This is a genomic window from Sorangium sp. So ce295 (assembly GCF_051527405.1).
GTDB classification, from domain to species: Bacteria; Myxococcota_A; Polyangia; order Polyangiales; family Polyangiaceae; genus Sorangium; species Sorangium cellulosum_B.
This window is the reverse complement of sequence record NZ_CP150324.1, coordinates 1045245-1062997: the sequence shown is the minus strand read 5'-3', so window position 1 is coordinate 1062997 and position 17753 is coordinate 1045245. Positions and strand designations below refer to the sequence as shown.

Here is a 17753-nt window from a genome sequence, read left to right as displayed (position 1 = left end):
GCGCCGATTTGATATTATGTACCAGAACCTGTCCCGTCCGGCTCACGGCAGAGGTCGATTGCGAACACTTTTGTGCCCCAACGACCCACCAACCCACCCATTTTATCTACCGTCGTCGCGTTTTTGAACCTCGACGGTAGCGGCGCGCGACACCTCACGAAACATCACTGCCGACAGTAGATAAGTTTAACTACCAACGATTTCGACGGCTGGACGTGGAGACGTGGAGACGTCGGAATCGCGCTGGAGGAGCAGTCGCCTTCCTTCCGCCATGAGGTCGTGGCGCCATCGCCGCGCCAGGCGCCGTTCGAATCAACAGACGCTCGACCTCATCGATGACAGCCATTCTACCGAGTCAGTGCTGCGCTTCTCCTCCGACGAGGAAGAGAGGCAGATCGAGGACCTGCCGGGGCCGAGGTCACCCGCGCGCCGTCGCGCCGCCGCACCCGGGCCTCGCGGACGGGCGCGCGCCCGCGAGGTAGGCCCGCGGCGTCACCCCGAGCAGCGACCGGAACTCGGCCGTGAGGTGGGCCTGGTCGTAGAAGCCTGTCTCGAGGGCGAGCCGCGCGAGGCTCGTCGTGGCGAGGCGCTCGGCGACGCGACGGATGCGCGCGATGCGCGCGTAACGCTTCGGCGATATGCCGATCTCCTCGTGGAAGAGCGCGCGCAGCGTCCGCTCTGCGACGCGGAGGCGCCGCGCGAGCGCGGGGATGGAGGCGTCCGAGTCGGGTGCCAGCGCAGACGCGTCGAGGGCATCGACGGCGCGGCGCAGGAGCGCCCGGCGCGCCGGGGCGTCGGCCCTCGCGTCGACCGCGCGGCAGAGGGCGTCCTCGAGCAGGCGCACCGCCGCGGCCGGGTCCCCGCCGGCGCGCGCGAGGGCATGGCGAAGCTCGCGCGCGCGTGCGCCCCAGAGGTCATCGAGGGGGACGACGCGATCGACGAGCTCGTGCGCGGCGACGCCGAGCGCGGGCCGCGCGCCCCCGGGGTGGAACGAGAGGCGAGCATAGAGAGGCACCGCGCCCGAGGGCTTGAACGTGGCGCGCTGAAGCGGCCCCACCGCGGCCACGACCGGCTCGCCCCCGGTCCAGCAGGCGACGAGCGACGTGGTCCCGCTCGGCAGCCGCGTCCACCCCGCGGGCGGCGAGGGGACGGCGCTCATCACGTGGACGTCGGAGACCCAGGAACGGAGCGGCGCGCGCGGCGAGAGGTCACGGCTGTCCGAGCGGGAGGACGGGAGCGAGGGCGCAAGCACGACGGCAGTGTAGCGCGCGCCGCCTCGTCCGCCTCGGCCGTCGCGCGCCGATGAGCTCGAACTTCGTGCCGGAATCTCCAAGAGACGGCTCCGCCGAGACAGCAGGCTTCGCTCTCGAAACGGAGGTGTTCATGATCCTTGTTGCTGGTGCGACAGGCACCATCGGTCGCGCGTTGATCCCACAGCTGCTCGCCGCCCGGGCCGACGTTCGGGTGCTCACCCGCGATCCCGGCCGCGCGCGTGCGCTCTGGGGGAGCGACGTCGAGGTAGCCTGCGGAGACTTCACGGATGCGCCGTCGCTCGGGCGCTCGCTCGAAGGCGTTGACCGCCTGTTCTTGCTCACGGCGCCGGGGCCGACGGTGGCCGATCACGACCGCGCGATGGCCGCGGCGGTGGCGCGCTCGCGGGTCGAGCAGATCGTCAAGCTCTCGGCTTATGGCGCCGAGCAAGACGACCTCATCGCCTCCAGCTGGCATCGGGCCGGAGAAGAAGCGGTGATCGCGACGGGGCGCCGCTTCACGCTGCTCCGGCCTGCGGGATTCCACTCGAACGTGCTCGCGTGGGCCGTAAACGTGCGCGCCGGCGCCCCGATCGAGGTCTCGACCGGCACAGGGAAACACGCGGTCGTCGACCCGCGCGACGTCGCGGCCGTCGCCGCCCGGGCGCTCACGTCGAACGATCACGACGGGCGGGCGTATACGCTCACCGGGCCCGCCGGCCTCGACGCACACGAGCAGATCGCGATCCTCGCCGAGGCGCTCGGGCGCCCGATCGCCGCCGAGGACGTCACCGTCGAGCATGCGACGGCGAAGATGCGGGCGGCCGGCGCCCCGGAAGCGTTCGTCGCGGCGGTCCTCCAGGGCCTCACGTTCCTGCGCGACGGGCGCGCGTCGGCGCCGACGGACGACGTCGCCGCGGTCCTCGGCCGCCCGCCGCGGTCCTTCGCGGCGTGGGTCCAGGACCACGTCGACGCATTTCGCTGAGCGCCCGCGCTCGCGGCGCGGCGGCTGAGCCCTCGGACCGAACCGGTGCAAGACGCATCCGTCCGATAGCGCGCATGAAGCGGAACGTCGCAGGCACGGCGCGTGATGCCTTGGAGCATCGCTGGTGATGCCCGCGCTCTACTCAGCAAGAGATCAGCAACACGCATGCCACAAACCGTCCAATCGGACGGTTTGCCTTCACCGAAGCCAATGATACTCTCCTTTCCAGGGCTCTCACATTCCAGGTTCGCCCTGCGCGTCCGAAGGGTGGAGGGCCACTGTTCGACCTGGCCGATCGCGCGAGGGCATCCGCCACGTCATGGGCTCGCTCTCGACGTGAGGCCGTGGGAACGAGGACGCCAGATCGCGTGAAACAAGCAGTGAGGTGGACCCATGGCAATCGCTTCGAATACCGCCTTATGTGTCTCAGCCATCATGTTCTCGCTCTCGGCCGCTGCAGGCTGCGGAGGCGACGCCGAGATGGCAGCGTTCGGAGAGGTCGGGGAAGCGCTCTCGGCGTCCTCTCACCCCGGTAACCCGAACCCTGGCCTCGTCGTGAATCCCGGTGCCCGCGGCGCGCTGTACAGCAAGCTGGCTGCGCGTTGGTGGCAGTGGATTTACTCCATCGAGAGGACCAGGAATCCCTTGTTCGATGCCACCGGCGAGCACGCGCTCGAGGGACAGACGAGGCCCGTGTACTTTCTCGCGGGGGTGATCTGCATCATCCAGCCCGACGGAAGCTGTGATCCCGTGGAGGAAGAGGTCGTCCGTCGCATCCAGATCCCGCCCGGTGTCCGGCTGTTCTTTCCGATCGTGAACACCGAGATCGACGACTTCAATCTTCCGGCTTTCCTCCCGGAGCAATGTAGAGAACTCTACGATCCCGAAACCAGCACCATCACCGACAAACCTGCGTGTGCGACGACGATAACGGACCAGTTCAGCTTCGCGTCCGCGACGATCGACGGTGTGGAGATCGCCGGGCTGAATCCGCCAGGGGATTCGATTTACCGCGTCCAATCCGGCGAGTTCAGCTACACGGTGCCGGATGACAACATCTTCGACGTCTTCGGCGTGGAAGCGGACGCGATGACCGTAGGGCCGGCGATCACCGAAGGGATCTACCTGCTCCTGAATCCGCTGCCGCCGGGCGAGCACACCGTGCACTTCGAGGGCGCGAGCGAGGAGCTCGGCTTCAGCCTGTCGATCACGTACATCATCGAGGTCGCCCGCGGCCGCTGAGGGGCCCGGCCTCGGGCGATCATTTGTAGAAGCCGACGTCGTCGATATAGACGTCGAAATCCTCCCCTTCCGTGAACCCGAACTCGATCGCGAAGAGCCCTGTGAGGTCGATGGGCTCAGCGCCACCGCCGCCGCGCGCGAACTCCTCGAAGGGGATCACGACCGGGGCCCACGCCGTGCCGAGGCGCGCGGTGGATGACCAGTCGTCGAAGCACGGATTGGCCACGTCCTCTCCCGATTCATCGCAGATCCCGCCCGCGGGATCCGAGGTCTTGTCCGTGATGTTGACCTTCATGGTCGTCGCCGCGCCCGCGTCGCCGAGCTTGGCCCAGAACACGATACCGCTGTACGCCGACGCGTCGTAGGCGAGCAGGCCCCCGTCGGGGCCGTTCAGGGCGAAGCCGAACCCGGCGCCCCACTCGGTGAAGCCCGATCCGAACGTGTGCATCGCCATCGTGCTCTCGCCGCGCGGCTCCGCGAGCGCCTCCGGGATGAACCCGACGGGATTCTCTTCCGAGTAGACCGGGGGAGTCTGCGTGCCCGTCCCATCATTGAAGCTGTACCAGTAGCCGACCCTGCCACCCGCCTCATCGATGGCGCTGTCGCCGTCTTCCATGTCGTCGATCAGCTCGACGTCGGTGGGGACGACCACCTCGCCCCCGCCCGCGCCCGCGCCGGCCTCACCACCCGCTCCGTCCACCAGGTGGTAGCCGTCGTCCAGCCCCACGAGCGTGGTGCATCCACCGGCTGTGAGCGTCCACGCCGCGCACATCCATGCTGCACGCCTCTTCGCCATATCTTTTCCTACCACCACCGCGTGGGCACGGTCCACCGCGGCCCCACCGCGCCCACGGCACCCCGGAGAGGAAGCGACGACCGCCGGCGTTGGACGGATCTGGCCTGCGGCGCTGGACGACACCCGGGACTTGCGGCGCAGCGCCGATCCGTGAGATCTTCCGTGCGTGAGGTCACCCAGAGCGCCTGAATCGACAGTCCTGGTCCGGCGGCTTCCGTTGACCAGTCGATTGCTCGTTGGGCGGAGAGGAAGAAGGAGAGATTCACAGGGAGGCGGGGAGGCGGGGAGACGAGAGATGGGAATCCGACGTCATGGTCCCCATCCCTCGCCTCTCCATCTCGGTCTGCACAGTTCTCTCTCCTCCCCGTCTCCCCGCCTCCCTGTGTACTCTCTCTTGCTCCGCCTCCCGCCCAGCAAGCCGCTGGTGCCGACCACGCTGCGCGCGGCGGCACGCCGGCAAGACGTCGGGTGGACGAAATGACGGTCGAAGACGCAAGGCGCGCCCTGGACGCCGCCCGCGAGGAGCTGTCGGCTGCAGCCGCTGCGCTCTCCGGAACACGCGGAGACGGGGGGTGGGCCCGTTACCAAGCTGCGCACGACAAGTGCATCTCGCTCGAGCGAGATCTCGCCCGCGCGACCGGGGAGGAGTGTGCCGTCGAGATCCCCTGGCAGCATCCTTGGAATGTCGGCGCCCCACTCCCGCATGTTTTCTCCTCGGGCTCCAGGACTCTCGTCGTCTACAACATGCGCGAACCTGACCCCGCGTGGGATGGCTCGTATGCGACCGTGGTCGATCGCACCAGCGCCGACCTGCGCCTGATCGCCATCGTCGAATTCGAGCAATGCCTCGCCCACAAGCTCGGTCCACCGAATGACGAGGTGCTCCACGGACATCCCCTGCACGGCCGCGGGCTGGTGGGGTATGCTGCGCACGTCGTCGAGAGGTCCCAATGGATCGCCGAGCTGATGAAGATCAACTCGGTTCACAGCGAGTACAATCCAGCGTGGTGGAAGCAGTATCGACACTACTTGCTTGCCTTCCACGACGAGACGTTCGAGTGCATCGCCCGGGGTCATTCACTCAAGCAGACGATGTCGTCGTTCCCCGAAGCGCTCCACTTGTGCACCAGGAGCATCCTGGCGTGACGTCGCCGCCCGACAAGCTGCTGAAGCAAGCGGCCGCGGCTTATAGCGGCACGTCGGGCAGATCTGGGTCACTCCCATGGCCATAGACTTCAGAGATTGCGCCATGCTCGTGTCGCTCGACGCCCAGGGCCGCCTCGTTGACCGGTTCGAGCTGTTCATCCCGCTGGAGACGACACGCTCGTGCTTCTCACGCCCACCTGATTTCGACGACGGATCGGTCGTCTCGTGGGGCGCGCTGACCCCGGAGGAGGCAGAAGACCTCGTCGCCCACGACGTCTATCCCGAGCATCGATCGGAGACCCTTGATCTCGTGCGAGAGCTCTTCGCGGCAGGCGCCTCGACCCGCGTGAGCCTCTTCTACGCCGACTCGAACCATGCCTACCGACCTTGACCTGCTCATCGTCGACCCGGACAGCGCTGCCGTTGTTTGTAGCCGCTCCCTCGGCGGCAACTTGACGCTCGAGCGCGCTCGACAGGTCCTCGGGCGGGAGCCTGGTACGCGGATGCCAGGCCTGGAAGCCTGGAGCGGCGTATCGCCCGATGAGCTCCGGCAGATCTCCAGCGCGAGCTACGCCCATGGCGCAGATCCAGCGGAGATCGACGTCATCGCGCAGCGATTCCCATCCTCGAGGTATCTCTGGATCCTGGTGAGGGATTTCTAGCGCTGCCGTCGCGATACGGGCCTTGTGCCACACACGAGGAGCCCCATGGCGATGCCGCGGTTCGCCCTCGCGCACCGAGCGCTGCGCGTATTCCGGCGGTCGCGCGGCGTGACGAGGCAGAGGTTGCGGCGGAATTCTATCCTGGGCGTCCGAGGGTCCCGGCGACGATCGTGCACCGGACCAAATACGGACAATATGTAGTTTATGGAGTTCTGTCGATTTCCTCGGTGGCCGACGGTGAGCGGTTACAACCGTGAGGGGTGAGCGCTACACTGAGCTCAGCCCATATGCCCGTCGATGCCATCCGAATCGAAGAGCGCCTCTGGTCGAGCGCGTCGCCGCTCCGCAGGCAGGAGTGGCGCACGCTCACGACCGATATCGTCTCCGGCGAGCCGCCCTGGCCCTCGCGCGAGCCCTGCACCCTCGTCGCCGGTTGCGACGACAGAGACCTCCACTTCGTCTTCACCGGGAGCTCCCCCTCGGCGGACACCCTCGCCCTCCCCCGGGCGGAGGTCGCGCCCCTCGTGGGCGAGTACGTGGGCCTCATCCGAAAGCTCTCCGGGGGCGACCTCTACCCCGCCCACATCGAGCCCATCGATATGGCCAAGCGCGTCCTCCACGACACCGGCGCAAGGCGGATGGGCGCCCTCCTCCCCGACCTGAGCCCGAGCTTCGAGACGCGCCGCCGCTTCTTCTCGCTCGTCGTCTCGCTCCTCGTCGACACCACGCAGCTCGGCCCGCTCCCAGCACATCACCACGATCCAAGGCGCGTGCGGTAGCCGGGCGTCCCCCAGAAACGACGGCGAGCAGCGGTCACCCGCACAGGAGACGGGCCCAGATCGGCGTTTTCGGCGCGGAAGCGCACTCCCGTGCGCTGAGCACCGAAAACGTCGAGGTGGGCCCGTATCCGCAGCGGGTTACCGCTGCTCGATCAGCGGGCGCCTAGGAAGTCTAGCTTGCCGATCTCGAGCCCGTTGTGGCGCAAGATCGCGTAGGCGGTCGTCACGTGGAAATAGAAGTTGGGCAGCACGAAGTTCAGCAGGTAAACCAGGCCCTTGAACTGCAGCGGCTGATCGCGCGTCGGGATGGTGACATCGCGGTCCTCGGAGCCGTCGATCTGCTCGGGCCGGAGGCTGTTCAGGAACGCGACGGTCTTGGCGATGCGGGCCTGTAGCTCGTCGAAGCTGGCCTCGTTGTCCTCGTACTTCGGCACGTCCACGGCCGCCAGCCGCGCTCCACAGCCCTTGGCCGAGTCGGAGGCGATCTGCACCTGGCGCGTGAGCGAGAGCATGTCCGGGGCAAGGCGCGCGTCGAGCAGGACGCGCGGCTCGATCTTCTTCGCCTCGGCGTACGCGGCGGCCTTGGTGAGGATCACCGAGAGGTTGCCGAGCATCCTGACGAGCACCGGGACCGAGGCCTGATACATCGAGATCGTCATCTTCTCATCTCCTTGCTATCGCACGGTTCAGGCAGCGCGTTCCCCGCACGGCGCACGCGGCGCGGCGCCGGCGCACCCCCCGGCGGGGACGCGAGCAGGCGCGAACATAGGGCATCCTGCCCGCCAGGCAAGCACGCCCTCTCACGCAGGGGCCGCCCGCGCCCCCCGGGCGCCCGAGCACGGCGCTCGTTCACGCTGATCCACGGACTCCAGCGCTGAGCACAAGCCCGCGGGGCGCTCCGCGTCATGACGCGCTCGTGAAGTAATGTAAAGAGCATTGACGAACGAGATTGGATGACGGGGTGCCGCGGCGAGCGGCTCGGCGCCGGGGAGGGAGCGCGACGGGAGCGCGCCGTGATGGCCCTCGACGGCCGCGGGGACGGCACGCTATAGGGGGCGCCGATGCGACACATCCTTTTCCTCAGCTTGTTCACGGCTGCGCTGGCGACCGCATGCGGCTCCTCGACGACCGATCCGGAGCCGACCGGGAGCGGCGGGTCGTCCGCCAGCTCGACGAGCGAAAGCTCGACGAGCGCCAGTTCGACGAGCGCCAGTTCGACGACCTCCAGCTCGGCCACGGGCGCGACCTGCGCTCCTGGCGAGACCATGTCCTGCACCTGTCACGCCGTCGGCGCGCCGGGCGTCGCGACGTGCCTCGCCGACGGCAGCGGCTACGGGCCGTGCATGGAGCAAGGCGGCGGCGCCTGCCGCTGTCCCCTCGGGCGCAGCGACGGCTGCTGCCCTGGCGACGGCATCTGCTGTGCGTGCGTGCAAGGCTGCGATCCGAACACCGATCCCCTGCAAGATCCCGAGACGGACGCGCTCATCGCCTGCGTCTGCGCGGCGGGCGTGTGCGCCGACGAGTGCGAGAGGGAGTGCGCCGGCCAGGGCATCGCGGCGGACTGCAGGGCGTGCGTGCAGCAGGCGGGCGCGGACGCGTGCAAGGCGGAGTACGAGGCCTGCGGCGGGACGTGAGCCCGCGCCGCGAATCGCGCGGCGCGCGGTCAATGGCGGGGCGGGGGGCGGGGCCCGATTCCCCTCTTCCCGGCCGGCCCCGATTCCCACCTTCCCGCCCCCGGGCTCTCCTCTACACGCTCTCGGGCTCTGCCGCTCTCGCCTCCAGCAGCGCATCGATCCGCCGGAGCAGCTCCGCCGGATTGATCGGCTTCGGCAGCACGCGTCCCGCGTGGGCCGAGAGGAACCGCCTGCTCACCTCGCTCGTGCCCCCTCCGGTCATGAACAGCACCCGGTCGACGAGCGCCGGCAGCTCCGCCTCGAGCCACTCGTGGAGCTCTATCCCCGTGCCCTCCTGCATCACGATGTCGCAGAGCACGACATCGAAGTTCACGTCCAGCCGGAGCGTCCTCTGGGCCTCTCTGCCCGAGCGCGCGCAGACGACCTCGTGCGACGCCTCGAGGAGCCCGCGCAGCGCGCGAAGGAGGAGGGGCTCGTCGTCCACGATCAGGATCCGGGCGCGCCGCGCCGGCTCCTCATGCCGCGCGGGCGCGGGCGCGGGCGACGCGCGGCGAGGGGTGAGCTCGGCGCTCGCCCAGGCGGGCAGCCGGACGCGGACGCAGGTGCCGACGCCGGCCTCGCTGCTGACGCCGATGGTGCCGCCGCACGACTCCACGATGTTGCGGCAGATCGCGAGTCCGAGCCCCGTCCCCTCCCCCGCGCGCTTCGTGGTGAAGAACGGCTCGAACAGCCTGTGCATGTGCTCCTCGGGCACGCCACAGCCGGAGTCCACGATCTCCGCGACGACCTCCCGGCCCTGATCGCGGGTCCGCACCTCGACGACGTTGTCGGCGACGCGCCCCTCCTGGATCGACTGCGCCGCGTTGATGAGCAGGTTGACGAACACCTGCGTCAGGCGCCCCTCCGCGCCGCTCACGGGCGCGACGGAGGCGAGCTCGCGCACGACCCGCGCGCGGTGCTTCATCTGGGAATGCACGATGTTGAGCGCGCTCTCGATCACCGCGTTGACGTCGGTCGGCCCGACCGCCTCGTTCGCCTCCGCGCGCGCGAACACCCCGAGATCCCCGACGATGTCCACCACCCGCGCGGCGCCCTGGCGGGCGTCCGCGAGCGGCTGGGCGAGGTGCTCGGTGGCGACGCCCTTGCCGGCCAGCCGCCGCACCTCGCGGGCGAGCAGCTCGAGGTTGGCCACCACGTACGCGAGAGGATTGTTGATCTCGTGGGCCACGCCCGCCGCGAGCTGGCCGACCGCGGCCAGCCGCTCGCTGCGCTCGAGCCGTGACCTCAGCTCCTCGGCCCGGCGCCGCCCGGTCACGTCGCGCAGGAGCGCCATGCGCGAGGGGCGCCCCTGCCAGTCCACGTCGACCCAGCGAACGTCGAGGACGACCTGCTGCCCTCCGATCTCCAGGCTCGTCTCGCCGGCGCAAAGCGCCGCCGGGCAGCCCCGCCCGGCGACGGGGCGCCCGTCGCCCAGCAGCGACTCCGCGGCGGGGTTCGCGAAAAGCACCGTCCCGGAGGGATCCAGCACGATCACCCCGTCGGCGCTCCGGGCGATGAGCTGGTGCAGGTTGGCCTCGTTCTCGCGGGCCTCGGCCATCGCCCGCGCGAGCTGCGTCAGGAGCTGCTGGCGGCTGACCGCATAGCGGATGGCTCGCCACAGCGTGTCCGCGTCGAGGCCCCGCTTCACGAGGTAATCCTGCACCGACGCGCCGAGCGCGCGCTCCGCGAGGCGGACGTCGTCGTGGCCCGTCAGCACCACGATGGGCACATGGGGGTCCACCGCCCGCACCCGCTCGACCACCTCGAGGCCCTCGCCATCGGGCAAGGAGAGGTCGAGGAGGACGACATCCCACCCCTCGTTCACGCGCGCGAGCCCTGCGGCGAGCGTCTCCTCGTGCGCGAGCTCGGCGCGCTGCCACGGCACGGCGTCGAGGTGGCTTTGCACGACGGAGGCCGCGATGGCGCTGTCCTCGATCAGCAGGAGGCGAAAGCAAGGCGCAGGCGGCGCCCGGCTGGGTTCAGCGGACATGGTGACCCCCTGAGAGCTAAGGAACGCCAACGCTTTCCCGGAATCAAGCGCCTCGCGCCCCCGCCGCCCTCGCCGCGCCGGCGGCGCGCAGCGCGGGCGGAGCGGGGATTGCCGCGCTCCTCCGCCGCGTACGACGCAACGCACCATTCAACGCACCATTCAACGCACCGTTCCGGCGTCCGCGGACCGGCCACGCCATCGGCGCTATCGTCGCCGGAAATGGAGTTCCTCCCCTTCCCGAAGATGCCGTGCCTCGGCGCGAGCGACGCTCCGACCTGGGTCGCGCTCGAGAAGATCCACGGCGCGCAGCTCGTGATCGGCGTGGACGCGGCCGGCGTCCATTTCGGCAAGCGCAAGGAGTGGCTCCGGGACGAGGACCCCTTCTTCGGCTGGCAGCTGCTCCGCGCGTCGCTGCGGGACGCCGCCCGCGCGGCGCACGCGGCGGTCGGCGCGGCGCGGCTCGTCCTCTACGGCGAGCTCTTCGGCGGCGGCTACCCGCATCCGGACGTGCCGTCGGGCGGCGTGAGCCCGGTGCAGACCGGGGTCTGGTACGCGCCCGACCTGAGGTGGGCGCCCTTCGAGCTGCGCGCGATCGATGCCGGCGAGGACGCCTTCCTGGCCTGGAGCGAGGCGGCCCCGGTCGCCGCCGCGGCGGGGCTCATGATGCCCCCGCTGCTCGCCCGGGGGCGCAAGGCGGAGATCGCCGCCGTGCCCGAGCGCTTCCCGTCGCGCGTCGCGTCCGCCCTGGGGCTGCCGCCCCTCGGCCCGGAGAACCTCGCGGAGGGGCTCGTGGCCAGGCCCGACGTCCGCATGCCGGCCGGGGCCTACATGGCCTTGAAGCGCAAGATCGCCGAGATGCGCGAGGACCGCTTCGACGAGAGCGCGCCATGGGACCCGGAGCGCCCGGTCGACCTCGCCACGCTGATCCGCTGGGGGGAGCGGCTCGTGAACGGCCCGCGCCTCGCGTCCGCCGCGTCGAAGGTGGGGCGCCACGATCGGGCGGCCGTCGACGAGGAGGCGGCCCTCGACGTGCTCGTGGACCTCGAGGCGGCGTTCCCCGGCGCGATGCGCGCCCTCTCGCCCGACGATGGCGAGGCGCTGGAGCGCGCCGTCAGGGCCGCGGTCGCGGGGCAGCCGCTCTCGACGTGAGCGGCGCTCGGACGTCTTTCGTACCGCGGCCGAGCACCCGCGCGCGAGCGACGCCGCCCCTTCGCTATCATCGCGCGATGCTGCCCCACCCGCCGCGCGTCGTTCGGCTCGTCCTCCTCACCACGAGCGGTGAGCTCCTGGGCGCGCTGCCGCCCTATCCGGTGGCGACGCCGTGGTGGCAGGACGCGCACGCCGTCGTCCAGGGTGCCCGCGAGCGCTTCGGCCTCCAGGTGACGGTCCTCCGGATGCTCGCCGCCGAGCTCCCGGCCCCCCAAGGCGGGGCGGTCACCTACCTCGCGGAGGCGGAGATCGACGCGCCGCCGCCCGGGGTCGAGCCCTGGCGCGGGGCGCTCGACGACCACCCGCTCCGGCAGCCGTGGGCGCGGCCGGGCGGGCCTGATGACGACCTCGCGTGGGCGGACGCCGTCCTGCGCGATCGGGGCCTCACGCGGACGGCGCCCGCCGAGCAGGTGCGGTCGTGGAACCTGTCGAGCCTGTGGCGGCTCCGTGCTGGCGACCAGACGGTCTGGCTGAAGCACGTCCCTCCGTTCCTGGGGCACGAGGGGGCCGTGATCAGGCGGCTCGCGGGAGGGCCGGTGCCAGCCCTCCTCGGCCACGACGGCCGGCGGATCCTGATGCCCGAGATCCCGGGCGAGGATCTCTACGAGGCCGATCTGCCGGTCCGGGAGCGGTTGGTCTCGCTGCTTGTCGGGCTGCAGCGCGACGCCAGCCGGAAGGTCGACGAGCTCCTTTCGCTGGGGCTGCCGGACTGGCGTGCGCCGGCCATGACCCGGCTCATCGCGGACGTGGTGACCCGGACGCCCGACCTGTCCGCCGGCGATCGGGCGACCCTCGACAGCTTCGTCGATGGCCTCCCCGAGCGCTTCGCTCGCCTCGCCGAGGCCGGGCTGCCCGACACGCTGGTTCACGGCGACTTCCACGTCGGCAATGCCCGAGGCGACGCGACGTCGGCCGTGCTGCTGGACTGGGGCGACAGCGGCGTCGGGCATCCGCTGCTCGATCAGCCAGCGTTCCTCGACGGGGCCCCGCCCGGCGCGGTCGAGCCGCTCCGGAGCCTCTGGAGCCGCGCGTGGCGCGCCGCGATCCCGGGCTCCGACCCCGAGCGCGCCGCCGAGCTGCTCGCGCCCGTCGCAGCGGCCCGCCAGGCGATCATCTACCGCAAGTTCCTCGACAACATCGAGCCGTCGGAGCACCCCTACCACGCGAGAGATCCCGTGGCGTGGCTCGCGAGGACAGCGGCGGTGGTGCGCTCTCGGCGCACCCTCCCTTGACAACTTAGGACTCCTAAGTTAAATGAGGGTCATGGGTCGCTCGCTCCCGCTCTTCTTCGAGGAGAACTCCGAGCCGATCGATCGGCGCATCGCGGTCGGGCTTCGAAAGCTGGGGCTCGCGATGAAGCTGCAGGCGTGGGAGCAGGCGAACCACGAGGGCCTGTCGCCCACGCAGGGGCAGATCCTCGCGACCCTCTCGCTCGAGGGGCCGCTCAGCGGGAGCGAGCTCTCGCAGCGCCTGGGCGTCACGCTGGCGACCATCAGCGATTCGGTCCGGACGCTCGTGGACAAGGGAGCTGTCGTCAAGCGCCCGGACCCGCGCCACCCGCGGGCGAGCCTGATCGAGCTCACGCCGCACGGGCGCGCGCTCGCGCAGAAAGTAACGACGTTGCCCGACGCCATCGTGTCCGCGGTGGGCGCGCTCTCGGCGCTGGAGCAAGAGGCGTTCCTGGCTGGGGTCGTGAAGATCATCCGGTCCTTGCAGCTCAGCGGGCATATCCCGGTGAGCCGCATGTGCGTCACGTGCAAGTACTTCCGGCCGAACGCGCATGAAGGGGCGCTGCCCCACCACTGTGCCTTCGTCGACGCGCCGATGGCGGGCCGACACCTGAGGATCGATTGCGGCGAACACGAGCAGGCTGAAGAGCAGCAGCGCGAAGACGCGTGGAGGCGCTTCGTCCAGCCTGACTAGAGCGTTGCTCATCCCCGCGAGATGAGGGGATAGCTCTCCCGAGGCCTGTCACTGGCTCCTCGCTCCGGGCCTGCGCGCCCGCGACCTCGGAGCGCGGTCGGCACGCGCGCCGGCGCTGTCGCGAGGAATCGAGGCCGAGCTTCGGAGGAACAACCTACCGGCCAGTCGCCGTCGCGACGACCGGTTCGACGCCCCGAGCACGTCGCTCGGGGTGAGCGCGGGGTATTGCCCGCAGAAAGAGTGGACGATCATGACCATCCATGGATACACGGTTGGAACACACGCCGTCGCGAAGTCCCCGGTTCTGCCCGCCGACTTCGAGGACATGAAGAAGAGCGCCCTCTTCGGGGAAGAAGACGTGAAGTACCTGCGCCTCTCGCACGACGTCGTGAAGGATCAGGTCGAGCAGATCCTCGATGTCTGGTACGGCTTCGTCGGCGCGAACCCGCACCTGCTCGCGTCCTTCACCGGCAAGGCCGACGGCAAGCCGCTCGGCGACTACCTCGGCGGGGTCCGCAAGCGCTTCGGCCAGTGGATCCTCGACACCGCGCGCGCGGAGTACGACCAGAAGTGGCTCGACTACCAGCACGAGATCGGCCTCCGCCACCACCGCATCAAGAAGAACAAGACGGACGGGGCGCCGTCGACCGACCTGGTGCCGTTTCGCAACCTCTTCGCGCTCATCTTCCCGGTGACGCTCACCCTGAAGCCGTTCCTCGCGAAGAAGGGCCACTCCGCCGAGGAGGTCGAGAAGATGCACGCGGCGTGGGTCAAATCCTGCCTGCTGCAGGTCACGCTGTGGAGCTACCCCTACGTGAAGGAGGGCGACTTCTGACGCGCTGACCGCCCTGCGCCGCTGCGCGTGCTCGGCGCCGCGCCTCGAGGCGCCCGGAGCCCCTCTGCGCGTCGGGCGCCGTACGGATGGGGTCTGTGGACGAGCACCCCATCGCCCGCTCGCTAGTGTGGTAGACAGGGGCGCGATTTCCTCGCTCAGCGTCCTTCGAGCGCGTGAGGAACGTGCGGGAACGCACGTGAGCTTGTGGGCGCGCTGCTACCCTGTCCTGCCGCGGTGGCAGAGAGGTTGAATGTGTCTCATCAAGCCAGGACAGGTCGCGCGGTCGGGGATTGACATCTCCGAGGCGTTCGGATCTCATCCTGGCGCATGATGCGCGAACAATTCGGACACGTCGGAGGGTCGGGCGCCAGGCCCAAGCTGGGTTTCATTCTTGGGCTCCTCCTCGTCGCGGCCTGCGGACAGAAGGTGCGAACGTTCGAGTCGTCGTCGAGCTCCAGCGACGTGGGGAGCGGCGGAGGCGGCGGTCATGCGGGCAGCGTCGGCAGCGCGACAGGCGGCGACGGAGCGGGTGGCGGCGCGGCAGGCGGCGACGGGACAGGCGGCGACGGGACAGGCGGCGACGGGACAGGCGGCGAAGCCCCCCCGCCCCACTGGGAACCGTTCGAGCGCGTCGGTCATGACGATCTCGCCAATCAGATCTCGAATTTCCTTCCGCAGGTCGCGGTCTCGGCCAACGGCGACGCGCTGCTCGTGTTTTATGATCAGTCCACCGTATGGGCGCGCCGCTATGTCAAGAAGAGCGACAGCTGGGACCCGCTGCTGCAGATCAACGACGCGGCCACGAGAGGCGTGAACGCCAGGGTCGCCATCGACGCCGAGGGCAACGGGGTGGTCGTCTGGTATTCGTCCTCGGTGGGCGGCGCCGTGTTCGGCAAGCGGTTCACGGCATCGCTCGGATGGCCCGCCGGGTGGGGCACGGTCGAGACGATCGCCGAGGGCACCTCGGGTGTCTCGAAACATTCGACGACGGTCGCGATGACCCCCGCCGGCCATATCGCCGTGGGGATCGACGTGAACACCACCGACACCTCGGCGCGTGAGGGCTACCTGGCCATTTACGAGGGCGGGCAGGGCTGGCAGACACCGGTGAAGGTGTCGGGGAGCACGACCAGCTGCAACGGCACGGCTGTCGGCGTCTCGACCGTGGGCACGACGCTGCGCGCGGTGGCGGCGTGGTACCAGTCGGACGGCGGGCGTCTCAACGTGCTGGGCAACGTGGTTACCTACGATCTGACGACGCACAAGGGCAGCGCGGCAGGCCCGAAGCCGCTGGAAGCGGATGACACGCTCGACCATTTGAGCCCGCGCGTCGTGATGGACGGCAACGGGAACGCGATGGTCGTCTTCCTCCAGCGCGACTCGACCTCCTCGGTGTCGCACGTGATCGCCAATTCTTATTCAGGCGGCGTGTGGGCCGGAGCCACCGGGGTGGATACCGCGGGGCAAAAAGCGTCTGACTACGCCGTCGCGATGAACGCGGAGGGTGAAGGGGGCGTTGTGTTCCGTCAGTGCGGCGCCGGCTGCGCGATCTGGGCGCGGCGCTTCTCGGGGACGACGTTCCAGCCGGCCGACAAGCTCTCGGCCGACGAAGATAGCGTGAGCGGTCCCGAGATCGCCGTGGATGGGGCCGGGCGCGGGCTCGCGGTGTGGACCCAGAAAGCCGCCGCCCTCCGGTCGATCTTTGCCAGCGAGCTCTCGCCCGCGCAGGGATGGACGGGGGCCCACGCGCTGGAGGACGACAACGCAGCCGAACACTGGGAGCCGACGGTGGGCTTCGGCCCGAACGGGACGGGGATCGCCGCGTGGGTGCGCGAGACGACGACGAACGAGGTCATGCGTCGCTCGATCTTCGCCGCTGTTTACAAATACTGAGGACGGCGCTGGGTGCCCGCTCCACCGACATCTGAGTCCAGGCGTCCACGGTCCTGGTGGGCCCTCAGCCGGGCTCCAAGAGCTTTCACGCGCTCATCTGCAGGCCGGCCCACGCGGAGAGGGGCTCAGGGCGGCGGCACGTTGATCAGGCGGGCCGCGCACCGGCCGCTCTGGCAGAGGCAGCCGCCGCCGCAATCCATTGTTCCGGGGCGACACTCCTGTGTGCACATCAGGCCTCGATCACACGTCGGCGCGGTGGCCTTCGCGATGCACGCGGCCGCGTGGCACGCGCACACGGGCACACAGTCTGCGTCGCTCTTGCACGGATCGCTGCCCACGACGATCCGCTCGCCCATCGGGGCGGCCGCCGGCGGCGCGGCGGGCTCTTCCGCCGGAGGCGCGTTCGTGCCGGGAGGCGCGTTCGTGCCGGGAGGCGCGTTCGTGCCGGGAGGCGCGTTCATGCCGGGAGGCTCGTTCATGCCGGGAGGCTCGTGCGTGGACGCCCTGCACCCGGCGCCGCAGAGCCCCGCGGCCAGGATGACCCCCATCGACCCATCGAGGATGTGTCTCATGCGCGTGCTCTCTCACGGATCGCCGCGACGTTCCACCCTGCCCGCGAGCTCATCCTCGCCCAGGGCCGCCCCGGCGCGGCGGCCGGCGCACCACGGCGGCCGCCCGGCGGGCCGCCGCCCCGCCCCCCTCAGCCGCCCCGGCGCCCGGGAGCCCGGCCGCCCCGGCGGGTCGAAAAAAAAATCGTCGGTCCCATGTCGAGCCGGCGCACCGAGCTCCGACATCCAGGCAAAGCGCGGTCGCGGTGACCGCGCCGCCCTCACCTCACCGCCGGGCCCGACCCCGGCCAGGAGCTCCGATCATGACCACCCCGCAGAAGATCAAGACGTGCCTCTGGTTCAGCAACAACGCCGAGGAGGCGGTGAAGTACTACCTGTCCGTCTTCAAGGGCTCACGGATCCTCTCGGAGCTCCGCTCGGGAGACGCGGGTCCGGGGCCCAAGGGCTCGCTCGTGATGGCCGAGTTCGAGCTGCACGGCCAGCGGCTCATGGTCCTGAACGGCGCCCACCAGAAGTTCAACGAGACGTTCTCGCTCGTCGTCACCTGCGAGACGCAGGAGGAGGTCGACGAGCTCTGGAGCAAGCTCACGGCCGACGGCGGCGCCGAGAGCCAGTGCGGGTGGCTCAAGGACAGGTTCGGCGTGTCCTGGCAGATCGTCCCGTCCGCCTTGATCCGGCTCATCCAGCACCCGGATCCGGCCAAGGCGGGGCGGGTCATGCAGGCGATGATGCAGATGAAGAAGATCGACATCGCGCGGATCGAGGAGGCCGCCCGATAGGCGCCCTCGTCCCGCCCGCCCG

The 17753-nt window shown here is 70.0% G+C and carries 18 protein-coding genes; 13 read left to right on the top strand and 5 right to left on the bottom strand.

What is annotated here, in order from left to right; genetic code table 11:
- Positions 1-418 precede the first annotated feature (418 nt).
- Positions 419-1252: a helix-turn-helix domain-containing protein gene (locus tag WMF11_RS04025; RefSeq protein ID WP_437715666.1), complete on the bottom strand. Its 834-nt coding sequence runs from the start codon at positions 1250-1252 to the stop codon at positions 419-421.
- 131 nt (positions 1253-1383) lie between these two features.
- On the opposite strand from WMF11_RS04025, the gene WMF11_RS04020 reads away from it, so the two are divergent.
- The gene (locus WMF11_RS04020; protein WP_437976479.1) at positions 1384-2235 is read left to right on the top strand and encodes an NAD(P)H-binding protein; all 852 of its coding nucleotides are present in this window, start codon (positions 1384-1386) and stop codon (positions 2233-2235) included.
- A gap of 393 nt (positions 2236-2628) precedes the next feature.
- A complete protein-coding gene (locus WMF11_RS04015; protein WP_437976478.1) occupies positions 2629-3477 on the top strand; it encodes a hypothetical protein in 849 nt (282 codons plus the stop codon).
- Positions 3478-3496: 19 nt separating this feature from the next.
- Here the strand turns inward: WMF11_RS04015 and WMF11_RS04010 are convergent, their stop codons facing one another.
- A complete protein-coding gene (locus tag WMF11_RS04010; protein ID WP_437976477.1) occupies positions 3497-4273 on the bottom strand; it encodes a hypothetical protein in 777 nt (258 codons plus the stop codon).
- Positions 4274-4750: 477 nt separating this feature from the next.
- On the opposite strand from WMF11_RS04010, the gene WMF11_RS04005 reads away from it, so the two are divergent.
- From WMF11_RS04005 to WMF11_RS03990, 4 genes are all read left to right on the top strand, one after another.
- Positions 4751-5419 (top strand): hypothetical protein, encoded by a 669-nt coding sequence (locus WMF11_RS04005; protein ID WP_437976476.1) that lies wholly within the window; start codon positions 4751-4753, stop codon positions 5417-5419.
- Positions 5420-5495: 76 nt separating this feature from the next.
- Entirely contained in the window at positions 5496-5810 is a 315-nt protein-coding gene (locus WMF11_RS04000; protein WP_437976475.1) for a hypothetical protein, read from the top strand.
- A complete protein-coding gene (locus WMF11_RS03995) occupies positions 5794-6081 on the top strand; it encodes a hypothetical protein (RefSeq protein WP_437976474.1) in 288 nt (95 codons plus the stop codon). Before WMF11_RS04000 ends, WMF11_RS03995 begins: the two co-directional genes overlap by 17 nt.
- A gap of 287 nt (positions 6082-6368) precedes the next feature.
- Positions 6369-6860 carry a UPF0262 family protein gene (locus WMF11_RS03990; protein ID WP_437976473.1) on the top strand — a complete coding sequence of 164 codons (492 nt, stop codon included), beginning with the start codon at positions 6369-6371 and terminating at the stop codon, positions 6858-6860.
- Between the two features lie 152 nt (positions 6861-7012).
- Here the strand turns inward: WMF11_RS03990 and WMF11_RS03985 are convergent, their stop codons facing one another.
- Positions 7013-7519: a DUF1993 domain-containing protein gene (locus WMF11_RS03985; protein ID WP_437976472.1), complete on the bottom strand. Its 507-nt coding sequence runs from the start codon at positions 7517-7519 to the stop codon at positions 7013-7015.
- Between the two features lie 402 nt (positions 7520-7921).
- Between WMF11_RS03985 and WMF11_RS03980 the strand changes: the two genes are divergently transcribed.
- Positions 7922-8494 carry a hypothetical protein gene (locus tag WMF11_RS03980; RefSeq protein WP_437976471.1) on the top strand — a complete coding sequence of 191 codons (573 nt, stop codon included), beginning with the start codon at positions 7922-7924 and terminating at the stop codon, positions 8492-8494.
- Between the two features lie 112 nt (positions 8495-8606).
- On the opposite strand, the gene WMF11_RS03975 is transcribed toward WMF11_RS03980, so the two are convergent.
- Entirely contained in the window at positions 8607-10523 is a 1917-nt protein-coding gene (locus WMF11_RS03975; protein ID WP_437976470.1) for a response regulator, read from the bottom strand.
- 219 nt (positions 10524-10742) lie between these two features.
- Between WMF11_RS03975 and WMF11_RS03970 the strand changes: the two genes are divergently transcribed.
- The 5 genes from WMF11_RS03970 to WMF11_RS03950 all read left to right on the top strand — a co-directional run bounded on the left by WMF11_RS03970 (position 10743) and on the right by WMF11_RS03950 (position 16383).
- Positions 10743-11672: an RNA ligase family protein gene (locus tag WMF11_RS03970; RefSeq protein WP_437976469.1), complete on the top strand. Its 930-nt coding sequence runs from the start codon at positions 10743-10745 to the stop codon at positions 11670-11672.
- 77 nt (positions 11673-11749) lie between these two features.
- The gene (locus WMF11_RS03965; RefSeq protein WP_437976468.1) at positions 11750-12964 is read left to right on the top strand and encodes a phosphotransferase; all 1215 of its coding nucleotides are present in this window, start codon (positions 11750-11752) and stop codon (positions 12962-12964) included.
- A gap of 31 nt (positions 12965-12995) precedes the next feature.
- On the top strand, positions 12996-13655 hold the full coding sequence (locus WMF11_RS03960; RefSeq protein WP_437907072.1) for a MarR family winged helix-turn-helix transcriptional regulator: 660 nt from the start codon (positions 12996-12998) through the stop codon (positions 13653-13655).
- A gap of 250 nt (positions 13656-13905) precedes the next feature.
- A complete protein-coding gene (locus WMF11_RS03955) occupies positions 13906-14490 on the top strand; it encodes a protoglobin domain-containing protein (protein WP_437549576.1) in 585 nt (194 codons plus the stop codon).
- A gap of 426 nt (positions 14491-14916) precedes the next feature.
- Positions 14917-16383: a hypothetical protein gene (locus tag WMF11_RS03950; RefSeq protein ID WP_437976467.1), complete on the top strand. Its 1467-nt coding sequence runs from the start codon at positions 14917-14919 to the stop codon at positions 16381-16383.
- Between the two features lie 125 nt (positions 16384-16508).
- Here the strand turns inward: WMF11_RS03950 and WMF11_RS03945 are convergent, their stop codons facing one another.
- The gene (locus WMF11_RS03945; RefSeq protein ID WP_437976466.1) at positions 16509-16955 is read right to left on the bottom strand and encodes a hypothetical protein; all 447 of its coding nucleotides are present in this window, start codon (positions 16953-16955) and stop codon (positions 16509-16511) included.
- A 299-nt stretch (positions 16956-17254) separates the two neighbouring features.
- On the opposite strand from WMF11_RS03945, the gene WMF11_RS03940 reads away from it, so the two are divergent.
- Positions 17255-17731 carry a VOC family protein gene (locus WMF11_RS03940; protein ID WP_437907068.1) on the top strand — a complete coding sequence of 159 codons (477 nt, stop codon included), beginning with the start codon at positions 17255-17257 and terminating at the stop codon, positions 17729-17731.
- The last annotated feature ends 22 nt before the right edge of the window (positions 17732-17753 follow it).